This window comes from Lysinibacillus sp. NPDC095746, assembly GCF_044763535.1.
Lineage (GTDB): Bacteria > Bacillota > Bacilli > Bacillales_A > Planococcaceae > Lysinibacillus.
Window position 1 is genome coordinate 130,065 of record NZ_JBIWGL010000003.1, and the last position, 18,730, is coordinate 148,794.

General features: G+C 38.0%; 21 protein-coding genes. All 21 read right to left on the minus strand.

Annotated elements, in window-relative coordinates:
- Position 1: 1 nt before the first annotated feature.
- The gene (fliY, locus tag ACIQ7N_RS03680; protein ID WP_402930367.1) at positions 2 to 1,240 is read right to left on the minus strand and encodes a flagellar motor switch phosphatase FliY; all 1,239 of its coding nucleotides are present in this window, start codon (positions 1,238 to 1,240) and stop codon (positions 2 to 4) included.
- The gene (fliM, locus tag ACIQ7N_RS03685; protein WP_132357433.1) at positions 1,233 to 2,228 is read right to left on the minus strand and encodes a flagellar motor switch protein FliM; all 996 of its coding nucleotides are present in this window, start codon (positions 2,226 to 2,228) and stop codon (positions 1,233 to 1,235) included. Before fliM ends, fliY begins: the two co-directional genes overlap by 8 nt.
- 32 nt (positions 2,229 to 2,260) lie before the next feature.
- On the minus strand, positions 2,261 to 2,689 hold the full coding sequence (gene fliL / locus ACIQ7N_RS03690; RefSeq protein WP_132357434.1) for a flagellar basal body-associated protein FliL: 429 nt from the start codon (positions 2,687 to 2,689) through the stop codon (positions 2,261 to 2,263).
- Positions 2,679 to 2,900, minus strand: a complete 222-nt coding sequence (locus tag ACIQ7N_RS03695) for a flagellar FlbD family protein (RefSeq protein WP_049668748.1) — start codon at positions 2,898 to 2,900, stop codon at positions 2,679 to 2,681. The genes fliL and ACIQ7N_RS03695 overlap by 11 nt, the downstream gene beginning before the upstream one ends.
- A 155-nt stretch (positions 2,901 to 3,055) precedes the next feature.
- The gene (gene flgG / locus ACIQ7N_RS03700; protein ID WP_402930369.1) at positions 3,056 to 4,024 is read right to left on the minus strand and encodes a flagellar basal body rod protein FlgG; all 969 of its coding nucleotides are present in this window, start codon (positions 4,022 to 4,024) and stop codon (positions 3,056 to 3,058) included.
- 77 nt (positions 4,025 to 4,101) lie between these two features.
- Positions 4,102 to 4,473, minus strand: coding sequence for a TIGR02530 family flagellar biosynthesis protein (locus ACIQ7N_RS03705; RefSeq protein WP_402930427.1), 372 nt, complete (start codon positions 4,471 to 4,473; stop codon positions 4,102 to 4,104).
- Positions 4,474 to 4,488: 15 nt separating this feature from the next.
- Positions 4,489 to 5,160, minus strand: a complete 672-nt coding sequence (flgD, locus tag ACIQ7N_RS03710) for a flagellar hook assembly protein FlgD (RefSeq protein WP_402930370.1) — start codon at positions 5,158 to 5,160, stop codon at positions 4,489 to 4,491.
- Positions 5,161 to 5,162: 2 nt separating this feature from the next.
- Positions 5,163 to 6,428: a flagellar hook-length control protein FliK gene (locus ACIQ7N_RS03715; RefSeq protein WP_402930371.1), complete on the minus strand. Its 1,266-nt coding sequence runs from the start codon at positions 6,426 to 6,428 to the stop codon at positions 5,163 to 5,165.
- Positions 6,429 to 6,452: 24 nt separating this feature from the next.
- A complete protein-coding gene (locus ACIQ7N_RS03720) occupies positions 6,453 to 7,061 on the minus strand; it encodes a MotE family protein (protein WP_323652765.1) in 609 nt (202 codons plus the stop codon).
- Between the two features lie 4 nt (positions 7,062 to 7,065).
- Positions 7,066 to 7,515, minus strand: a complete 450-nt coding sequence (gene fliJ / locus ACIQ7N_RS03725) for a flagellar export protein FliJ (RefSeq protein ID WP_132357439.1) — start codon at positions 7,513 to 7,515, stop codon at positions 7,066 to 7,068.
- Between the two features lies 1 nt (position 7,516).
- On the minus strand, positions 7,517 to 8,842 hold the full coding sequence (gene fliI / locus ACIQ7N_RS03730) for a flagellar protein export ATPase FliI (RefSeq protein ID WP_132357440.1): 1,326 nt from the start codon (positions 8,840 to 8,842) through the stop codon (positions 7,517 to 7,519).
- A gap of 5 nt (positions 8,843 to 8,847) precedes the next feature.
- Positions 8,848 to 9,636, minus strand: coding sequence for a flagellar assembly protein FliH (gene fliH, locus ACIQ7N_RS03735; RefSeq protein ID WP_132357441.1), 789 nt, complete (start codon positions 9,634 to 9,636; stop codon positions 8,848 to 8,850).
- Complete coding sequence (gene fliG / locus ACIQ7N_RS03740) at positions 9,629 to 10,642, minus strand: flagellar motor switch protein FliG (RefSeq protein WP_053594207.1); 1,014 nt, start codon at positions 10,640 to 10,642, stop codon at positions 9,629 to 9,631. Before fliG ends, fliH begins: the two co-directional genes overlap by 8 nt.
- A 15-nt stretch (positions 10,643 to 10,657) precedes the next feature.
- Complete coding sequence (fliF, locus tag ACIQ7N_RS03745) at positions 10,658 to 12,247, minus strand: flagellar basal-body MS-ring/collar protein FliF (RefSeq protein WP_402930372.1); 1,590 nt, start codon at positions 12,245 to 12,247, stop codon at positions 10,658 to 10,660.
- A 352-nt stretch (positions 12,248 to 12,599) separates the two neighbouring features.
- Positions 12,600 to 12,905 carry a flagellar hook-basal body complex protein FliE gene (fliE, locus tag ACIQ7N_RS03750; RefSeq protein WP_132357443.1) on the minus strand — a complete coding sequence of 102 codons (306 nt, stop codon included), beginning with the start codon at positions 12,903 to 12,905 and terminating at the stop codon, positions 12,600 to 12,602.
- Positions 12,906 to 12,928: 23 nt separating this feature from the next.
- On the minus strand, positions 12,929 to 13,390 hold the full coding sequence (flgC, locus tag ACIQ7N_RS03755; protein ID WP_132357444.1) for a flagellar basal body rod protein FlgC: 462 nt from the start codon (positions 13,388 to 13,390) through the stop codon (positions 12,929 to 12,931).
- A gap of 3 nt (positions 13,391 to 13,393) precedes the next feature.
- Entirely contained in the window at positions 13,394 to 13,786 is a 393-nt protein-coding gene (gene flgB / locus ACIQ7N_RS03760) for a flagellar basal body rod protein FlgB (RefSeq protein WP_132357445.1), read from the minus strand.
- 944 nt (positions 13,787 to 14,730) lie between these two features.
- Positions 14,731 to 15,510, minus strand: a complete 780-nt coding sequence (codY, locus tag ACIQ7N_RS03765; protein ID WP_132357446.1) for a GTP-sensing pleiotropic transcriptional regulator CodY — start codon at positions 15,508 to 15,510, stop codon at positions 14,731 to 14,733.
- An 87-nt stretch (positions 15,511 to 15,597) separates the two neighbouring features.
- Positions 15,598 to 16,995 carry an ATP-dependent protease ATPase subunit HslU gene (gene hslU, locus ACIQ7N_RS03770; protein WP_132357447.1) on the minus strand — a complete coding sequence of 466 codons (1,398 nt, stop codon included), beginning with the start codon at positions 16,993 to 16,995 and terminating at the stop codon, positions 15,598 to 15,600.
- Positions 16,995 to 17,540: an ATP-dependent protease subunit HslV gene (gene hslV / locus ACIQ7N_RS03775; RefSeq protein ID WP_132357448.1), complete on the minus strand. Its 546-nt coding sequence runs from the start codon at positions 17,538 to 17,540 to the stop codon at positions 16,995 to 16,997. The genes hslU and hslV overlap by 1 nt, the downstream gene beginning before the upstream one ends.
- 20 nt (positions 17,541 to 17,560) lie before the next feature.
- Positions 17,561 to 18,460: a tyrosine recombinase XerC gene (gene xerC / locus ACIQ7N_RS03780; RefSeq protein WP_132357449.1), complete on the minus strand. Its 900-nt coding sequence runs from the start codon at positions 18,458 to 18,460 to the stop codon at positions 17,561 to 17,563.
- Positions 18,461 to 18,730 lie beyond the last annotated feature (270 nt).

Consider the following 18,730-nt stretch of genomic DNA (forward strand, 5'->3'; position numbering starts at 1 on the left):
ACTATCTTAAATTATTTAAACGCTCTGCTTGACTTAAAACATCTGTAATGCGGACACCGAAGTTTTCATCAATAACAACGACTTCACCTTTAGCGATTAAACGGCTATTTACTAATATATCAACTGGTTCACCAGCCAATTTATCTAGTTCAATAATCGAACCACTAGATAGTTCTAATATCTCTTTTACAGAACGCTTTGTACGTCCTAACTCTACAGTAACTTGCAACGGAATATCAAGTAGCATATTTAAATTTCTAGCTTCAGATTGCGAGATAACATTTGGATCAAAACTAGCAAATTGTGCTTGTTGAACATTGACCGGTTGCAAAGGTCTTGTTGCTTGAGGAATCTGCTGTTGCTCTTGATACATTGGTTGCTGCACAGGAGCTGTCTGCTGTTGATATACTGGCTGCGCAGGCTGTGGTGCTACTGGCGCTTGCGGTTGCATAGTCGCTTGTTGTTGTACAGGCGCAGGAGCTACTGGCGCTTCAGGTGCTATTGTTGCAGCAACAGGTTCCCCGAGTGATTCTGTTTCTCCTAACAGAGATTTTACAATGTTTTGGCTAAATTTCAGCGGCAATAATTGCATTAGATTCGAATCAATTAAATTACCAATCTTCAATCTGAACGATACTTTTACGAGTAAATCATCTTCAGGAATATTTTCTCGTCCTTCGTTTTGAGAAATATTCATTAAATCAATAGTAGGTGGAGAAATATCCACTTTTTTATTAAATACTGTCGACATTGAAGTAGCCGCAGAACCCATCATTTGATTCATAGCTTCTTGCACGGCACTTAGCTGAATTTCACCTAAATCTGGTTTCGGATTTAAGCCATCTCCACCTAACATTAAATCAGCAATAATTGCTGCATCGGATTGCTTAATAACAAGCAAATTCATACCTGTTAACCCGATTGTATATTCAACCTGTACGGCTACATAAGGATGAGGAAATTCCTCTTCTAATTTATTTCGGTTAATCATTGAAATACTTGGGGTAGTAATATCTACTTTTTGACCTAGTAACGCTGAAAGTGCAGTGGCAGAGCTACCAAAAGATATATTTCCTACCTCACCTAATGCATCTTGGGCAAACGAATCGAGGTAATCCTCTACTTTTAAATCATTAATTTCCTCATTTGTAGAAGCTTCAGTGCCGCTGTTTTTATCTTCCAACGTTTCGCCCCTTAATAACGCTTCAATTTCTTCTTGGGAGAGCATTTCATCACTCATCTTCGTCTCCTCCTTTCAAAGGGTCGATAATCTGGATTGCTAATTTTTTGCCTTGTTTTCCTGGTTGAACTGTAAATTTCGGTAATGTGCCTACTTTTAACAGTAGTGGATCTTCAATTTTTTGTTCTAATTGAATAACATCTCCAACTTGCATTGTGAGGAAATCCTCAATGGTAATGTCTGTAATACCCAGTTCAACGGAAACAGGTAGTTTTGCTTGTTTCACACGTGTTTCAAGCATTTTTGTTTGCTCTGGAGACATCTCTTTTGTATTAGTCTGCATCCAGTAACGAACAGAAAGATTTGGAACAATTGGCTCCAATACAACATGCGGGATACAAATATTAATCATACCGCTTGTCTCACCAATAATCGTATTTAAAGAAATAACGACAACTGTTTCATTTGGTGAAATCATTTGTAAAAATTGAGGGTTGACCTCAAGTTCCACTAAGATTGGATCAATTTCCGCAACATTTTCCCATGCCTCGCGTAAATTGTCGAATGAACGTTCAAAAAGGTTTGTCATAATTTTAGTTTCAATTTCTGTTAAGTTATCCACATTACTATGACTCGCCCCACTACCGCCCATTAAACGATCTAACATCGAGTAGGCGATGTTCGGGTTTATTTCCATCAATATATTACCATCTAATGGTGGCACTTCAAACACATTAATGAGTGTCATGTTCGGAATCGAACGTACAAACTCTTCAAATGGTATTTGGTCTACTGATGCAACAGTAATCTGCACATAGCTTCTTAGCTGTGCAGAAAAGAAGGTTGTCAGTAATCGTGCAAAATTTTCATGTATTCGGGTCAAACTTCGGATTTGATCTTTTGAGAAACGAAGTGCTCGTTTAAAGTCATACACTTTAACCTTGCGCCCCTCGTCCTCTTTTTTCATGTCGTCCGCTGACATTTCCCCGGTTGATATTGCGGAAAGCAGCGCATCTATCTCGGATTGAGATAACACATCTCCTGCCATTTGCCCACCTCCATTTCAAGCAGTTTCTTTAATTATTGGGTGATGAAGGAGGTAAAATAAACTTCCTGAACTTCTCCCTCTTGCATCAATTCATTAATTTTTGTTTTTAATGATTTTTGGAAAACTTGTTTGCCTTGCTTACCTTCTAAATCTTTTTGCTCCATCTCGGAAAGCTCTTGAATAACAATATTTTTCACTTGGAAATCACGCTTCGTTAATTCAGCAGCAGCATCTTTACTTGATGTTTGAATTTTTAACGAAAAGCGTACAACTTTGTTATCCGCTAGATTTGTAGTAATTTCTGGAATTTCAACAGAAGCTTCTACGATTTCATCAATAGTTGGCTCAAGAGACTTTGCAGGCTTATTAAATTGGGTAAACAATGCAAAGCAAATACCCCCGATAAGTATGATTGCTACTAGTACGATGATAATCATCGTTAACATTTTGTTATTCTTCATCTTCTTCACCTCGTAGATGCGGGTTTGATAGTATTTGTATATTTTTATAAAAGGCTGTTACCTTTTGTCGCACCTCATCTTCACTCTGTAAAACAATGATTTTAGTTCCAGTCGTTAATGTAATGGTCGTATCCGGAAAAGATTCGACCGTTTCTATGTATAAAGCATTCAATGTAAATGCTTTGCCATTTAAACGTGTTAGTTCAATCATTGAAATAGGGCCGGGTCTAGCACGAGAGCCGGCCCGACCCTCCCTCATATGAAATTATGTTTTAGTTTTGAGCACTTTGTAATCTAACTAGTATTTTCTTTACCTGTATGACTATATGAAGTATATATCTCTTACTAAAATCTACTTTATAAAACTTAGCGTTTTAAATTCACAAGCTCTTGAAGAATTTCATCAGAAGTTGTGATAATACGTGTATTGGCTTGGAAACCACGTTGCGCCACAATCATTTCAGTAAATTCTTCAGATAAGTCAACGTTAGACATTTCTACCTTTCCAGCAGCAACACTACCCATACCTGCCACAGTAGCTACTTGTGCATACGCTACACCTGAGTTTGTAGTTTGTTGATAGTAATTACCGCCAACTTTAGCAAGACCGCCAGCATTCGGGAATTTAGCCATTACCAATTGTCCAGCCCACTGTAGGTCACCATTTAAATCTAGATAAGTAACCGTACCATCAGCACCAATATTTACCTCTTTAGCTGTTGTCGGGATACGAATTGGTCCTACTTCACCCTCAGCAGGTGTTAACACTCCTGCATCATCAAATAAGTTGGCACCATCATCTCCAGATGTTTTTGGTGCTTCATCCGGTTTAATACCTTTATCTTCCTTCTCAGTAACAATACTATCACCAGCCGTTACACCGACTAAATACTTCCCATCGGCATTTACTAAATAGCCATTGTTGTCCATGTAGAAAATACCATTACGTGTAAATAACGTATTATTGAATCCTTCTTCATTAATAAATCCAGTAGTCTCGTCTGGAGCGCCATTCGCATCAGCCACCATAAAGAAGCCATCGCCTTCAATACCTAAATCTAATCCACGTCCTGTTTGCTGTAAAGATCCGCCACCGTGGATAGTATCGATAGCTGCTAGTTGTGAACCTAAACCTACTTGTTGTGGGTTTACACCTCCACGTGTCGCAGTAGATCCAGATGCGCTTGCTTGTGTTTGAGACATTAAATCTTTAAAATTAACACGCCCCTTTTTAAAACCAACTGTATTAACGTTAGCAATATTATTACCAATAACGTCTAGTTTTGTTTGGAAGTTTTTAAGACCTGAAATACCTGAATACATAGAACGTAACATAATGTCGTTCTCCCTTCATTTATATTGTGTGCCTCTATCAATCAGCACACCTAGGCTTCCTTTCAAAGGTCCAGCCCTTATAGCACGATAGTGCCATCTATATTTGTAAATATTTGCTGCTTTGCTTCCGTGCGGTCCATCGCTGTAATGACAGTTGCGTTTTTAGCACTGACTATTAAAGCTGCTTGATCCATCAAGACTAATGGTTGTTTGACACCTTTTGAGTGCGCTTCAAATACCTTGTCCGATACAGCCTGCCATTCTTGTTCAGAAATCGCTATTTTACGCTCCAAAATACGTTCATGGGCATGCTTGCTCACTTTTAACTCTTGTTGATTGGTAGCTTCTTGTAAATGCGCTTTAAACGATTGCTGTACGTTTATTGGCTTAGGTTGTGTCTGGCGAATAGATGGATGCAATGGTACACGATGTATTGAAAATTTATCCATCATTGTTCTCCACCTTTATTCGCTAATTACGGTAAATTCTTTATCTGTTAATTTTTTGTCATTGTCTAAGACATAGTGAATGACGCCATCTTTATTCGTTACAGAAACGATACGTCCTTGTAGTTCTTGCTCGCCGTCCATATACGTAACTTTTTTACCAATTAGTTTGCTAGCTTGTACAAGTGGAGATTCTGATTCACTTGAACCGCCTAAAATAGCTGAAATATTACCAGGCGTTAATTCTTTACCATCGGCTAGTTCAAACACTGCATTACCATCTACAAACTTCACCGATTTAATTGTGCCTGTTCCTTCATTAATAACCGGTTTGCCTTTGTCATCTAGCTTATCCGTTAGCTCATGCCATTTTATTTCCTTACCAACAAATGATGTATAATTCATAAGCTGTGTTTGCTGCTGTGAGGCAAGTAATGATTCCATCGCTTTTGTCATATTTTGCATTTGCTCTAGCGAAGAGAATTGGGCCATTTGAGAAATGAATTCTCGGTCGTCCATTGGATTTGTTGGATCTTGGTGTTGTAATTGCGTAATTAATAATTTTAGGAACGCATCCTTACCAAGGTCACTATTACCCGTTTGCTTCGTTGGCTTCTTATAGTTGGAATAATAAAAGTCATTTGTTACATTTGTACTTACTGGTTTTGTATTAGACGTTGCATCTGCCATCTTTACACCTCCTCATTTATTAAATAGTCACTAAATGATTTACCTTCATCTTCATCGTCGTTTTTTTGCTCTTGCTCTTCTTGCTGTTGTTGCTTAAAGAAATTGTTGAAGAAGCTTTGGTCGCGTTGTTGGCGATCTGCGTCTTGCAATGATTGAGCAATATCGAGTCGATCAACTTGAATGTTTTGCTGTACAAAGGCTTGCTTTAATTGATGTGCCTGACTATCAAGTAATTCACGTCCTTGAGCTGTCGAAGCGAGCAGTCGTGCTGTCAGGACACCGTCATTTTGCACAAGCTCGATACGTATTGTTCCTAGATTTTCAGGATACAATTTCAATGTTAAACGTGTAATACCTTGTGCATTAGAGATTTGGGCTCTATTAATGATTGCTTGCATCTCTTTCAAAAATGCCTCAGATTGTGCTGGCTTTGCTGCTGGCAGTGTCACTTGAAACGTGTCTGCTTTCGTTTGGACTGTATTAGAAGTCACCATTTCATTAGCACTTGTATCTGTCTGCTTTGTAACCTGAACTTGTTGTACTACTTTTTGGAAGCCCTGCAACGGAAGTGTCACTGTTGTTTTAGTTGTTACTTGCTGTTCAGATAGAGTCGTTTCCACTTGTGTTTGAATCGTTGTCAAAAGACTTTTTATGTTAGTTAGCAAGTTTTCTTGTGATGCTGTTAAGTCCGTTTTTTGCCCAACTAATTGTGCTAATTTTAACACTTGAAGTAATGGCGCTGCTTCCTTTAGAGTCACTTGTCCTTCACCTTGTAAAGCTGCTACGATTTGCGTTTGAAGCATAGGTACCTGAGCGTCTACTAGTGCTAAAAGCTCCCAAACATCTTGTGCTTCTTTATCTTCGCCTAGCAACTGTTGTACTAATTTTTGAAGCTGCTCAGCATCAATCCCCAATGCATCCATTAGGTTATCCAGATTTAACATTTCATCTATTGCAACAGCTTTGCCTTCATCACCAATTTGAAGCATTAACAAGCCATCGTCGTGTGGAATCTCCAGTAAGTCTAGTACATCTTCTATAGATTCAGCATTTAAAACTGCTGTCAAATCAGAGGTATCTTTTGTATCTGCTGACTGTGTAGGCTGCTGTATTTGATTTGAAGAAGAAATAATCTGTCCAAAAACAGACCCAAACTTGTTCGACGGTCCATTAGCCTTCATATTGGAATCGCCTGATGTTGTAGGTTTTGTAGCTGCTGTTTTAGTTGAAATAGGCTTAGACATCATTTGCATCATTGCTACATCCATTTTTTCACCTCCTTTCAGATTTTCTTATTGTTTAGCCATCATTTCTGTATATTTCGCTGCATTTTGTGGATCCATTTTTTCTAAAATCGCAGCTAATTTATCTGGTTTTAAGTTTGTTAAAATACGAAGTGCTTCCGTATCGCTCATTTTAATAAGAACGGGCGCTGCTGCTTTAGGAGACATTTTATCAAATGTTTTTAAAATATCAGTAAAGTCACGCTTTACATCACTTTGCTCTCTATTTAACTTTTCAATTTCAAATTTCAGCTGTTCATTTTCTGTCGTTAACTTTTCTTTTTCAGTTGTTGCCGTATCCATCTTTTTTTGAAGCTGTACGATTTCTGCTTCTTTTTCTTGTATTTCGGCCTGTAACTTTACAACTTTTGAATCATTATTAACGACAGCATCTTTTGCTTGTTGTTCTTCTGAAGGAACGAATGGTAAGCTTTGAACCGCCTTCTTCCCTAGATCAAAGACATTCGTATTCATTAGGGTTGCAACAACAAGTAGAACTGCCGCTACAAACATGATAGGTATTACAAACCACGTAAAAAACTTTCGCAAGCCTCCTGATTTACGTTTAGGCGGTTGTTCTACTAATTCTGCTTTAAGTCGATTGTCTGTTTTCGCCATGAAATCACCTGATTTCTCTCTTGTTATACGTCAGCGATGAAATCTCATCTAAAAAAATGCCTTCAATACGATCCTGTTCCTGCTGAAACACTTTAAAATCTTTCTCTCGCATTTTTTCAAATTTACGTACTTCCAAGTTTTTTTCTAATAATTTTTCTTCGTGCCAAGTCATTTTTGCACGAGCTTGAACAACTTTTTGCTGTACATCAACAATTGTTTTTTCGAGGCTATCAATAAACCGGGCATAATGATGAACTTCTTCTATTGATGAACCTACAGCTAAACGCTCCTGCTGAAACTCTATTAAATCTTCTTTCTTTTTTAACAATTCATATAGCTTAGTTGCAATTTCTTCAAAAGAACGTACAGATTCTTTATAGGCAATTTCTGTTTCGTTTTTTTCTTGCTCTCGAATGGTTAACACTTTTTCAAAACGATATATATAGCTTACCACCCTATTTTCCACCACCGATCGATAATGAAATTAACTCATTCTTGCTTTCCTCTAGGGTCACCTTATCTAAATAGCCCTGCTTTAAATAAGCGGTAATGAGTGGTTCATAGTAAATAGCTTCATCGATTTCCTTTGATGTTCCTGTCTTATAGGCGCCGATATTAATTAAATCCTCTGACTTGTCATATGTATAATAGAGCTCCCTTAATCGTTCTGCAGCCTTTTTGTGCTCTGGCTCTGCCACATGATTCATCAAACGGCTGACACTTTTTAATACATTAATAGCTGGATATTGACCTTTATTAGCAAGGTTTCGATCAAGGACTATATGACCATCTAAAATCCCTCGCACCGTATCTGCTATCGGCTCATTCATATCATCACCATCTACTAACACTGTGTAAAAGGCAGTAATAGAGCCTTTCTCATTAGTACCTGTACGTTCTAATAGTTTAGGTAGAATGGCAAATACAGATGGTGTATACCCTTTTTGAGCTGGTGGTTCACCTGTTGCAAGACCGATTTCACGCTGCGCCATAGCAACACGAGTCACAGAGTCCATCATCAGCATGACATTTAAGCCGCGATTTCTAAAATATTCGGCAATCGCTGTAGCGGTAAAGGCCCCTTTTATGCGCATTAGTGCAGGCTGGTCAGAGGTAGCAGCTACTACTATAGATCGACTTAACCCCTCTGGCCCTAAATCACGCTCTATAAACTCACGAACCTCACGACCACGTTCCCCAATTAGCGCAATTACATTTAAATCTGCTTGGGTATTTCGCGCAATCATACCGAGCAATGTACTTTTCCCGACCCCTGAACCAGCGAAAATACCAACACGTTGTCCATTACCCACTGTTAGCATGCCATCAATTGCTTTAACACCTACTTCAAGTCTTTCATTAATAGGTGGGCGCGTTAGCGGATTGGGTGGATCTTGCTCTGTCGGAACTGTCATTAATCCTTTCGGTAATACAGTTCCATCTATCGGATTCCCCATAGAATCAAGTACCTTACCGATTAGCTCAGGGCCCACTTTTACCTCAAGCGGCGCCCCCGTACCTTCGACTAGGCAGCCAATTGATATTTCCCGAAGAGAAGTAAAAGGCATTAAGACGACAATTTCATCTTTGAAGCCTACAACCTCTGCTAAGATGATTTGATGGCCGTTTTTAGAAGTTTCCACATGAATTTTACAGACATCACCAATGGAACTATCTGGACCTTGTGACTCAATCATCAAGCCGACAACTCTAGTTACTCTACCAAATTTTTTAAAGGTTGGTATTTGAGGAATTTGTTCGATTAATTGAGCCGTTTTCATCTAGATCATTCCTTACTTTCTAATATTTCATGTAGCTTTAATCTTAGTTCATTCAATTGCTCATCAATACTTACAACAATACGGCCATGATTTGTTTCAATATAACAATCTGTTTCATTTTCTAACTCCTCATTTACAAAAATCATAAATGGTACGTCAGTTGGGAACATTTCAGCTAGTTCATCCCGATTAGCAGTAATTAACGCATAGTAGGTTGGCGAAACGTAAATTTTTATTTCCTTCATTTCTCTCGCTTCTTTAAGTCCTCTGTGAACGATTGAAACAAACAATTCGTTGTCTCGCTCTAAAGATGCGTCAATAATTCGCTCTGCTGCCGTTAAGCCTAGCTCTAAAATAATCGATTCTTGATCTTCAATATATTTCCGAGCATTTTCCCTCGCATGAATGATTACTTCATTAGCCGTTTGGAGAGATTGTGCCATCGCTTCAGTAGCTTTGTTTATTCCATCCTCATAGCCTTGACCAAATCCTTCATCATAAGCTTCTTGCACTCGATTAGGTCGTTCCTCTTCCCAACCTTGCTTTAAAACTTCAATTTCCTGAAAGAACATTTGCTTTTCTTGTTCAAAAGCTTCACGTTCAGCCTGTAAAATAGCTCTGGCCTCTGCAAATAAACGTTCGCGCTCTTCTAGCACTTCTTCCATAGTCATTTGTTTTTGAAGTGAATTTTCTCCTTCATCTACCTCTTGCATCTCAAACATGTCACGAATTTGAATTTTTTTGACATGATCGCCATTGGACTGTGTGTATACAGAACGGATGATTCTAGACAATGACGTCATCTCCTCCACCACGTGCAATAATAATCTCGCCAGCATCCTCTAAGCGACGAATGACAGCAACAATTCGAGATTGCGCTTCCTCTACATCACGCAAACGTACAGGTCCCATAATTTCCATTTCTTCTTTAAATGTCTCAGCCATACGTTGTGACATATTGCGGAAAATAATATCTTTTACTTCTTCGCTTGAAACTTTCATTGAAAGCAATAAGTCTTCATTTTCACAATCACGGATAACACGTTGAATCGAACGGTTGTCAAGTGTAACAATATCCTCGAATACAAACATACGTTTTTTGATTTCTTCAGCAAGCTCTGGATCTTGAATTTCGAGTGCATCGAGAATCGTTTTTTCTGTTTGTCGGTCTACACCATTTAACACTTCAACAACTGCGTCAATGCCACCCGTTTCCGTGTAATCCTGTGTAACAGTTGATGATAATTTACGCTCTAAAACAGATTCGATTTCACTAATAACTTCTGGTGAAGTTGACTCCATTACAGCTATACGTTTAGCAATATCAGCTTGTACTTCCTGTGGTAATGAAGATAAAATAACACCCGCTTGCCCTGCTTCTAAATAAGATAGAATAAGGGCAATTGTTTGTGGATGTTCATTTTGAATAAAGTTAAAAATCTGTGCTGGATCAGCTCTACGCGCAAAGTCAAATGGACGCACTTGTAAAGAAGATGTTAGGCGATTAATAATTGTTTGCGCCTGTTCTACACCAAGTGCTTTTTCCAATACTGTCTTCGCGTAACCAATACCCCCCTGTGTAATATAGTCTTGCGCAAGTGCAATATTGTGGAATTCTTCAATAATTTCCTCTTTAACATTTGCTTCTACTTTCTTAACACTTGAAATCTCTAAAGTTAAACGTTCAATTTCTTCTTCTGTTAAATGTTTATAGACAGAGGCTGAAACCTCAGGCCCTAATGAAATTAACAAGAGAGCGGCCTTTTGTTTTCCGGTTAATTCCTTATCTTTCTTGGACACAGCCTAACCTCCTAGTTAGTCTTCCGCAATCCAACTACGTAGTAACTTCGCAAAATCGTCTGGCTTATCTTTTGCCATTTTTTCAAGCTGCTTACGACGCATTGTAGCTTCCGTTTCAATTTCTTCATTAATATCTTCAATCATTAATTCTTCTTGTTCATCTAGGATACTAAGTTCTTCTTCTTCCTGCGCACGTTTACGTGAACGGATAATGAAGAAAGCAAGCAATAATATTACTGCTAGCAATATGCCACCGATTACCCAAACCCACCATGGAATAACAGATTTTTCACTAGCTGTCTCTGTTGCTTTACCATTTAAAGGTTGTACTGAAACAGCAACTTTCTCATCGATTTGCTGTTGAGTAAGTTCAGCTGCTACATCTTTAGAAATCGTTGTACGAACAATAGTACTTAAAATTTTCTGGATATCCTCTTGAACCCCATTTGGTAACGTTCCCGCGTCAGCCCCTGTCGGAGGTTCAACAATTACTTGGATCCCCATATCTTGAATTTTATATGGTGCCTCTTGGATATCTTTACGTATCCGATTTACTTCACTATTAATTGTTTCTTCAGTACGTTCAGATTCTCCATTACCATTTACACCTTCGTTATAAGTTGTGAAATTATCTGTCGTCGTTTCTGCTTCAGGTGTACCAGTAGCTGCAGCACCTCCAGAATATTGCTCTGTAATACGTTGAGCACTAATTTCTATTCCTGCCATATTCTCTTCGTCAACAGGTGTTACTAGTTTTTCTTCACGATTTTCTTTTTTGAAATCAATGTCTGTTGTCACAGAAACTACTACTTTGTCTTGTCCCATAAGCGTACCTAGCATATTTTGAACTTGACGCTGTAGGTCACGCTCAACTAATTTCTTCGCTTGTAACTGACCTTCTGCTGTCGTTGTTGAAGCTCCATCAGTAGTCGCAGCTTTCAGATCAAAGTAATCAGAAAATTGGTTAGAAATAACAATATTATCCGTTTTTAAATTTGGCACACTTTTTGCTACTAAATTATACATAGTGGCAATTTGTTGCTCTGTAAATTTATAGCCAGGGTCTGTATTTAAAACAATAGATGCCGTCGCTTCCTCTTTAACATCCTTTAAGAAAACGCCCTCTTCTGGAATGTTAATCATTACCTTTGCATCTTTTACACCATCTAAATTTTTAATGAGCTTTGCAATTTCTGTTTCAGTTGCTGCTTTTTTTAATAGATTAAACTCATTATCTGTCATACCGAATCCAGAGCTATTTGCAAAAGAGTAATCAATCGATCCCGTTTGTGGATATCCTTCCGATGCCAACGACACTAATAATGAGTCTACTTGCTCTTCAGGTACTGAAATCGATGTACCTCCAGGTTCAATTTCATACTTTACACCTTTGGCGTCTAGCGCTTCTTTCACTTGTCCGATTTCTCTTGTCGATAAATCTTTATAAAGTGGTACATATGTAGTTTTTGTAGCAAAAATTGTAATACCTATAGCAAGTGCTACAACCCCTACTAAAGAACCGATCATTACAATTTTTTGTTTTTTACTACGACTTGTCCAAAATTTGCTGGTGTCGTTTTTTATTTTCGTCAATCGTTCATTCATTATGATCCTCCGGTTATAGTGAATAACCTATCCATCTAATAATTCGCGAAAACAGTGGTATCCCATAACATTCAATCAATATCATCACCATAACGGATTGATTTCCGTTTCGATTAGTCTTTTTCCGAGGAGCGTCCGATGAGCCACTTTTGGCAATCATGATTTGGTCACGAAGGCATTATTACAAGACTTGATGCTTTTAAACTTCATCACTTCTGTCTCCAGGGTATTATTTGTAACGTAATCCTGAAGGAGTCATCAACCCTCTACATCAAACATTCATTTAAATAAATATAAATTATGGGATATATTCTTTACTTAATAGTGATTGTAATCACTTGTTCAAATAAAGTTAGACACTCATTCGCATTATTTCTTGGTAAGCTTCAATCACCTTATTGCGAACTTCAATTGTTGCATTTAATGTAATGCTCGCTTTTTGAGATGCAATCATCACTTCGTGCAACTCTACATCTCCTCCATTAATTAACTTTTGAGTAAGATTGTCAGAAGTAATTTGTTGATCATTTACTTTGGATATTGCTTCCTTTAACGAGTTCGCAAAGCTCTGTTGTGCTTCATAAGGTGTCGTTTTAAGTTTATTTGTTTCATTTACAACCTGCGTAGGTGTCATTTGTGAAACGGACGAAATTGTCATTATGTATCTTCCTTTCTTCTTATTTATCTTCCAATCTCTAAAGCCTTTGTCAGCATGGATTTATTTGCATTCAATACAGTTACGTTTGCTTCGTAGGAACGAGTGGCTGACATTAAATCTACCATTTCTTTTAATGGATCTACATTTGGCATATTTACATAGCCATCTGCATTTGCATCGGGGTGAGTTGGATCATACACAAGTTTGAAAGGTGTTTCCGTATCCTCTTTTATTTGTGTAACTTTTACGCCGTTACCAACGCCACTTTTTGCGTTTTTACCAAGTGCAGCATTAAAGAACTTTGAAAACTGTCCCTCTTGCGCTGTAAATGTCACAGTCTTTCGACGGTATGGCTCCCACTGTCCATTCACTTGTTTAGCTCGCGTTGTATCCATGCCTGCCATATTTGAAGAAATGACATCCATTCGTAAACGCTGTGCTGTTAAAGCTGAGGCAGTGGTATTCATTCCATGAAAAATAGACATCTATTACTTACCTCCTTTAATAACAGTATTTAATGTGTTTAACTTGCCGTTCATACGTTCTATTAATGCGTTGTAGTAAATTTGATTTTCCGCTAGCTTCGTCTGTTCAGCATCCATATCTACGGCATTCCCGTTATTCCGATAACGTAAGCCATTAATATTATTCACACCAGGTGTTGATTGTCGAATCTCGAAATCATAATGTCTACTATCAGTACGATATGCCGACAAGGACATTTGTTGTTCTTTCTCCAACATATCTTTAAAACTTACACTTTTCGCCTTATAGTTCGGCGTATCGACATTCGCAATGTTATTAGCGATTGTTTTATGATTCAAAGTTGCATAAGAAAGTCCGTTTTCCAGGCTACTAATAGTTCCTCCAAACAAATCCAAAACATTCACCTCATTTATGTATTTCTTTTTTTATCCAATAACACAATTGTAATTAAGATGATACCTAGTGTCTATTGTCTTTTGTCCCTTTTTGATAGTAAATCAGACCTATTTTTATTCACAAATAACCAGGACAATACTTCCGCACCCCTTGCTACTACAGGCTTCATGGGACACAACACATATCTAGTTAATTTACACTACTTCGACAGTGTTTACGGTTTTAGGATTGATTTTCTTCCATTTTCTTACAAAACACCGGTAGACACAATGTCTAAATTAGAGTTCCTTTTTACTATTCAAGTCCAAGCCATTTAGATTACAAAAAATTCAGAATAGTTATTCTAGACTGTCTTATAAGTATCAATTGGAGCATCTATTTTTTTCATTTATGCAAATAGTAATGCGCACTCAAAAAATCTAATTTAGGGAGAAAGCAATGATAATTACGTCTATAAAGGTCGAAAACTTACCTATAGAAAATGAGAAAAAGAATTAAAACATAGATTATTTCTCCCCCCTATTTAGTACTATATCACAGTTCGACTTAATTAGAGCATTGTAAATCGGATGAAAATTTCGTCGAATCTTTGTCGAATTACGAAAAAGTTCAAAAAGGCATCCGGAACGTAATTATTCCTGATGCCTTCATGTTACTAATAAATTTTTTTATCTTTTTGCAAAACGAGGGGATACTTTCCGTCCCGGCCGAGCGCTTGTCAGAACAGCCGCTTTTTTATTTGCGCAAAAGAGGAAGCATAGCGCAACTTCGGGTATTTGGGCCCTGTAACTTAAAACCGCATTTACCTCACTATCTATAGAGGTAGGAGACTTCTGTAACTGCCGTTTCACTTACGTGACAAAAGACATTCGTTGAAAGAAAATTAAAAGGCATCTAGAAAATTCATTCCAGATGCCTGATACCGTTCCGAAAGAACGTTTTATTATTTCATTTTAATTTCAGCTAATGCGTTTAAGAATTTACCGTTTAGTACTTTAATGTAAGTACCTTTCATACCTAGAGAGCGAGATTCGATTACACCTGCAGATTCTAGTTTACGTAATGCGTTTACGATTACTGAACGTGTAATGCCAACTCGGTCTGCAATTTTTGAAGCAACAAGTAAGCCTTCATGGCCATCAAGCTCTTCAAAGATATGTTCAATAGCTTCTAACTCACTGTATGAAAGAGAATTAATGGCCATTTGTACAACAGCTTTGCTACGAGCTTCCTCTTCAATTTCCTCAGATTTTTCACGTAAAATTTCCATACCAACTACTGTTGCACCATACTCAGCTAAAATTAAATCATCATCCTCGAATTGTGAAGATAAACGAGCAAGAATTAATGTACCTAGACGCTCACCACCACCAACAATCGGAACAATCGTTGTTAAGGCATTTTGGAATAGCTCTTTGTTTTCAACAGGGAAAGCAGTATGTTCGTCATTAATATCTAAGTTTGAAGATGTTTCAGAAATTGTAAACAAGCTATGTGTATACGCTTCTGGGAATTGACGCTCTTCGAACATCTTTTTCATACGTTCGTTTTCAATTTGTTGATGAATTGAAATGCCTAATAGCTTCCCTTTACGGCTTACAATATAAACATTACTGTCTATAATATCTCCTAAAGTATCTGCCATTTCTTTAAAGTTTACTGGCTTACCAGCAGATGCTTGGAGCATCGAGTTAATTTTACGCGTTTTTTCTAATAAATTCATTATATGTTCCTCCTATAAATAATCCGAAGAGTATTTACTTAATATTCTAAAGTTTTTTACAACTGAATGAAACTATTCAGCCTTATATTACAATATAAACTGTGACAAATCTTTGTTTTTTACTATACCCGCAAGTTTTTGATCTACATACGCAGCATTAATCGGAATATTTGCAGGCGCAATTTCTGCAGCTTCAAACGATAATTCTTCCAATAAACGCTCTAAAATTGTGTGTAAACGTCGAGCTCCAATATTATCGGTCGCTTGATTGACCTCGGTTGCAATTTCTGCAATTCGTTCAATCGCGTCTTCCGTAAAGTTTATTTCCACACCTTCTGTTTCTAACAAAGCCTTGTATTGCAAAATAAGTGATTGGTCAGGCTCTTTCAAAATACGTACAAAATCTTGTTTCGTTAATTTTTCAAGCTCTACTCGAATCGGGAATCGGCCTTGCAACTCAGGAATTAGATCTGATGGTTTTGACATATGAAATGCTCCAGCAGCAATGAACAGCATAAAGTCTGTTTTTACAGCACCGTACTTCGTCGTTACAGTAGAACCTTCAACGATCGGCAGAATATCACGTTGCACACCCTCACGTGATACATTCGCAGAGGAGTTACTATCCTTACTAGCGATTTTATCAATCTCATCAATAAAAATAATACCTGACTGTTCAGCTCTTGAAATAGCTTCTTGGGCAACTTCATCTGCATCTATGAGCTTATTCGCTTCCTCGATTGTTAAAATACGACGCGCGTCTTTTACTTGTACACGACGTTTCTTTTGCTTTTTAGGCATCAAATTAGATAACATATCCTGCATGCCACTGTTAGCTGACATATCCATGCCCGTTCCTTGTAACGCATCGAAAATAGAAGGATTTTGTTCCGTTACTTCAACTGTAACCCATTCATTTTCTAATTTACCATTACGTAAATCGATAGCGATTTGCGCACGTTTGGAGCGTACTTCAGTTTCTTCAGAGGAATCGTCATTGGCTTGTGGTTCTTTCCCACCAAATAACATTTCAAATGGGTTTTGCATAGATTGTTTTTTTCGTAAGGATGGAACCAATAGCTTAACGATGGCTTCGTTTGCCAATTCCTCTGCTTGGTCCTTTACAGACTCCATCATTTCTTCTTTTACAAGACGATGAGAAGCTTCTACTACATCACGTACCATGGACTCTACGTCACGTCCAACGTACCCTACTTCTGTAAACTTTGTTGCTTCTACCTTCACAAAAGGTGCATTCGTTAGCTTTGCAATTCTTCGTGCAATTTCTGTTTTCCCGACACCTGTAGGTCCAATCATCAAAATATTTTTTGGAATTACCTCATTCTTCATCTCATCACTTAACAAGGAGCGACGATATCGATTACGTAACGCAATAGCTACCGCTCGCTTCGCTTCATTTTGTCCAACGATATAGCGATCCAAATGCTCAGTAATTTGTCTTGGCGTTAAATTATTTTTTGTCATTAGTTAAGCGCCTCCACGATAATATTATGATTCGTAAACACACAGATTTCAGCAGCGGTTTCTAATGCCGCTTCGGCAATTTCGCGAGCAGACATTGTATCACCCGCATATTTTTTCAAAGCACGACCTGCTGATAATGCATAATTACCCCCAGAACCAATTGCCAACACTCCATCATCCGGTTCAATGACTTCTCCAGTACCTGAAACAAGAAGAAGCGTACTTTTATCCATTACAAGTAGCATCGCCTCTAATTGACGTAGCATTTTATCACCGCGCCATTGCTTAGCTACTTCAACCGCTGCACGTTGTAAGTTGCCATTGTATTCATTTAACTTTCCTTCAAACATTTCAAAAAGTGTAAAAGCATCGGCAACCGATCCGGCAAATCCAGCAAGTACCTGCCCATTAAACAGACGTCTGACCTTCCTTGCTGTACCTTTCATCACAACCGCATTCCCTAGGGTTACTTGACCATCACCTGCCATTGCGCAAGCTCCATTATGATGAACCGCAAATATCGTTGTCGCATGAATTTGTCCCATTTGCCTTCCTCCTTAGCTTATTATGCCCTTGGATGAGCATTCATATATGTCTGACGAAGATGCTCTTTTGTTACATGTGTGTAAACTTGTGTAGAAGTTAAATGAGCGTGACCTAATAACTCCTGCACCGTACGTAAATCTGCGCCATTATTCAATAAATGTGTGGCAAAAGTATGGCGAAGCATATGTGGATATATTTTCGTATGGAGCGAGGCCTTGTCAATCATTTCAGTTAAAATATGACGTACACCTCGAGGAGTAAGTTCCCCACCGCGCATGTTGACAAACAATTGCTGATGACTTGTGTTTTTCATCAATCGAGGACGAGCTTGTTCTATGTAATCCTGCATAGCTAAACTCGCAAATTGCCCGAATGGAATGATACGTTCTTTTCGCCCTTTTCCCATTACCCTAATAATTGAATAGTGGAAATCAATATCTTTTACTTGAATAGAGGTAAGCTCACTTACACGAATACCTGTCGCATATAACAGCTCTAATATAGCTGTATTTCTTAATGATTTCAAATCATCGCCAACATTCGCATCAAATAGCTGCTTCAACTCTTCTTCATAGAAAAAACTAGGTAAACGTGATTCTTTTTTTGGATGATAAAGTGATCGAAATGCCCCATCATCTAATCCGTACTGTCTATTTAGGAAGCGATAGAAGGAGCGTATTGAGGAGATTTTCCTTGATACCGATGATCTTGCTCTCTTTTCATCATACAACTTCGTCACATAAAGACGTGCATGTATATACTCAACACTAGCTAAATCATTTACGCCCTCCGCCTGCAAAAACGCTAAAAAATCTAGTAGATCCGATTCATACTCTCGCACTGTATGAACAGAGAAGTTTTTTTCAATTTGAATATAAAGCATAAACTGTTCAAGTGCATCTTGGGACGAAACTAACATTAAAAGATTCACCACCAACGAATTATTATAAACCTTCTGTATATGACGGCTCATTACCATAACGTGGGATTGGTTTTTTGTTCAAGCTGGTCGCTTTCCCGGGGGCGTCCAGTCGGAACGGAATCCAATATCTATATTTAGCATACGTTTCAACGTCATCCTAACGTTTGGTGATGAACCCAAATACTTACACCTTGCTATTAAAAAATGTACAATTTCGTGTATCTCTTTAGTTTGTCATGTTGGGTATCGTTAATGTAGAAAACATAC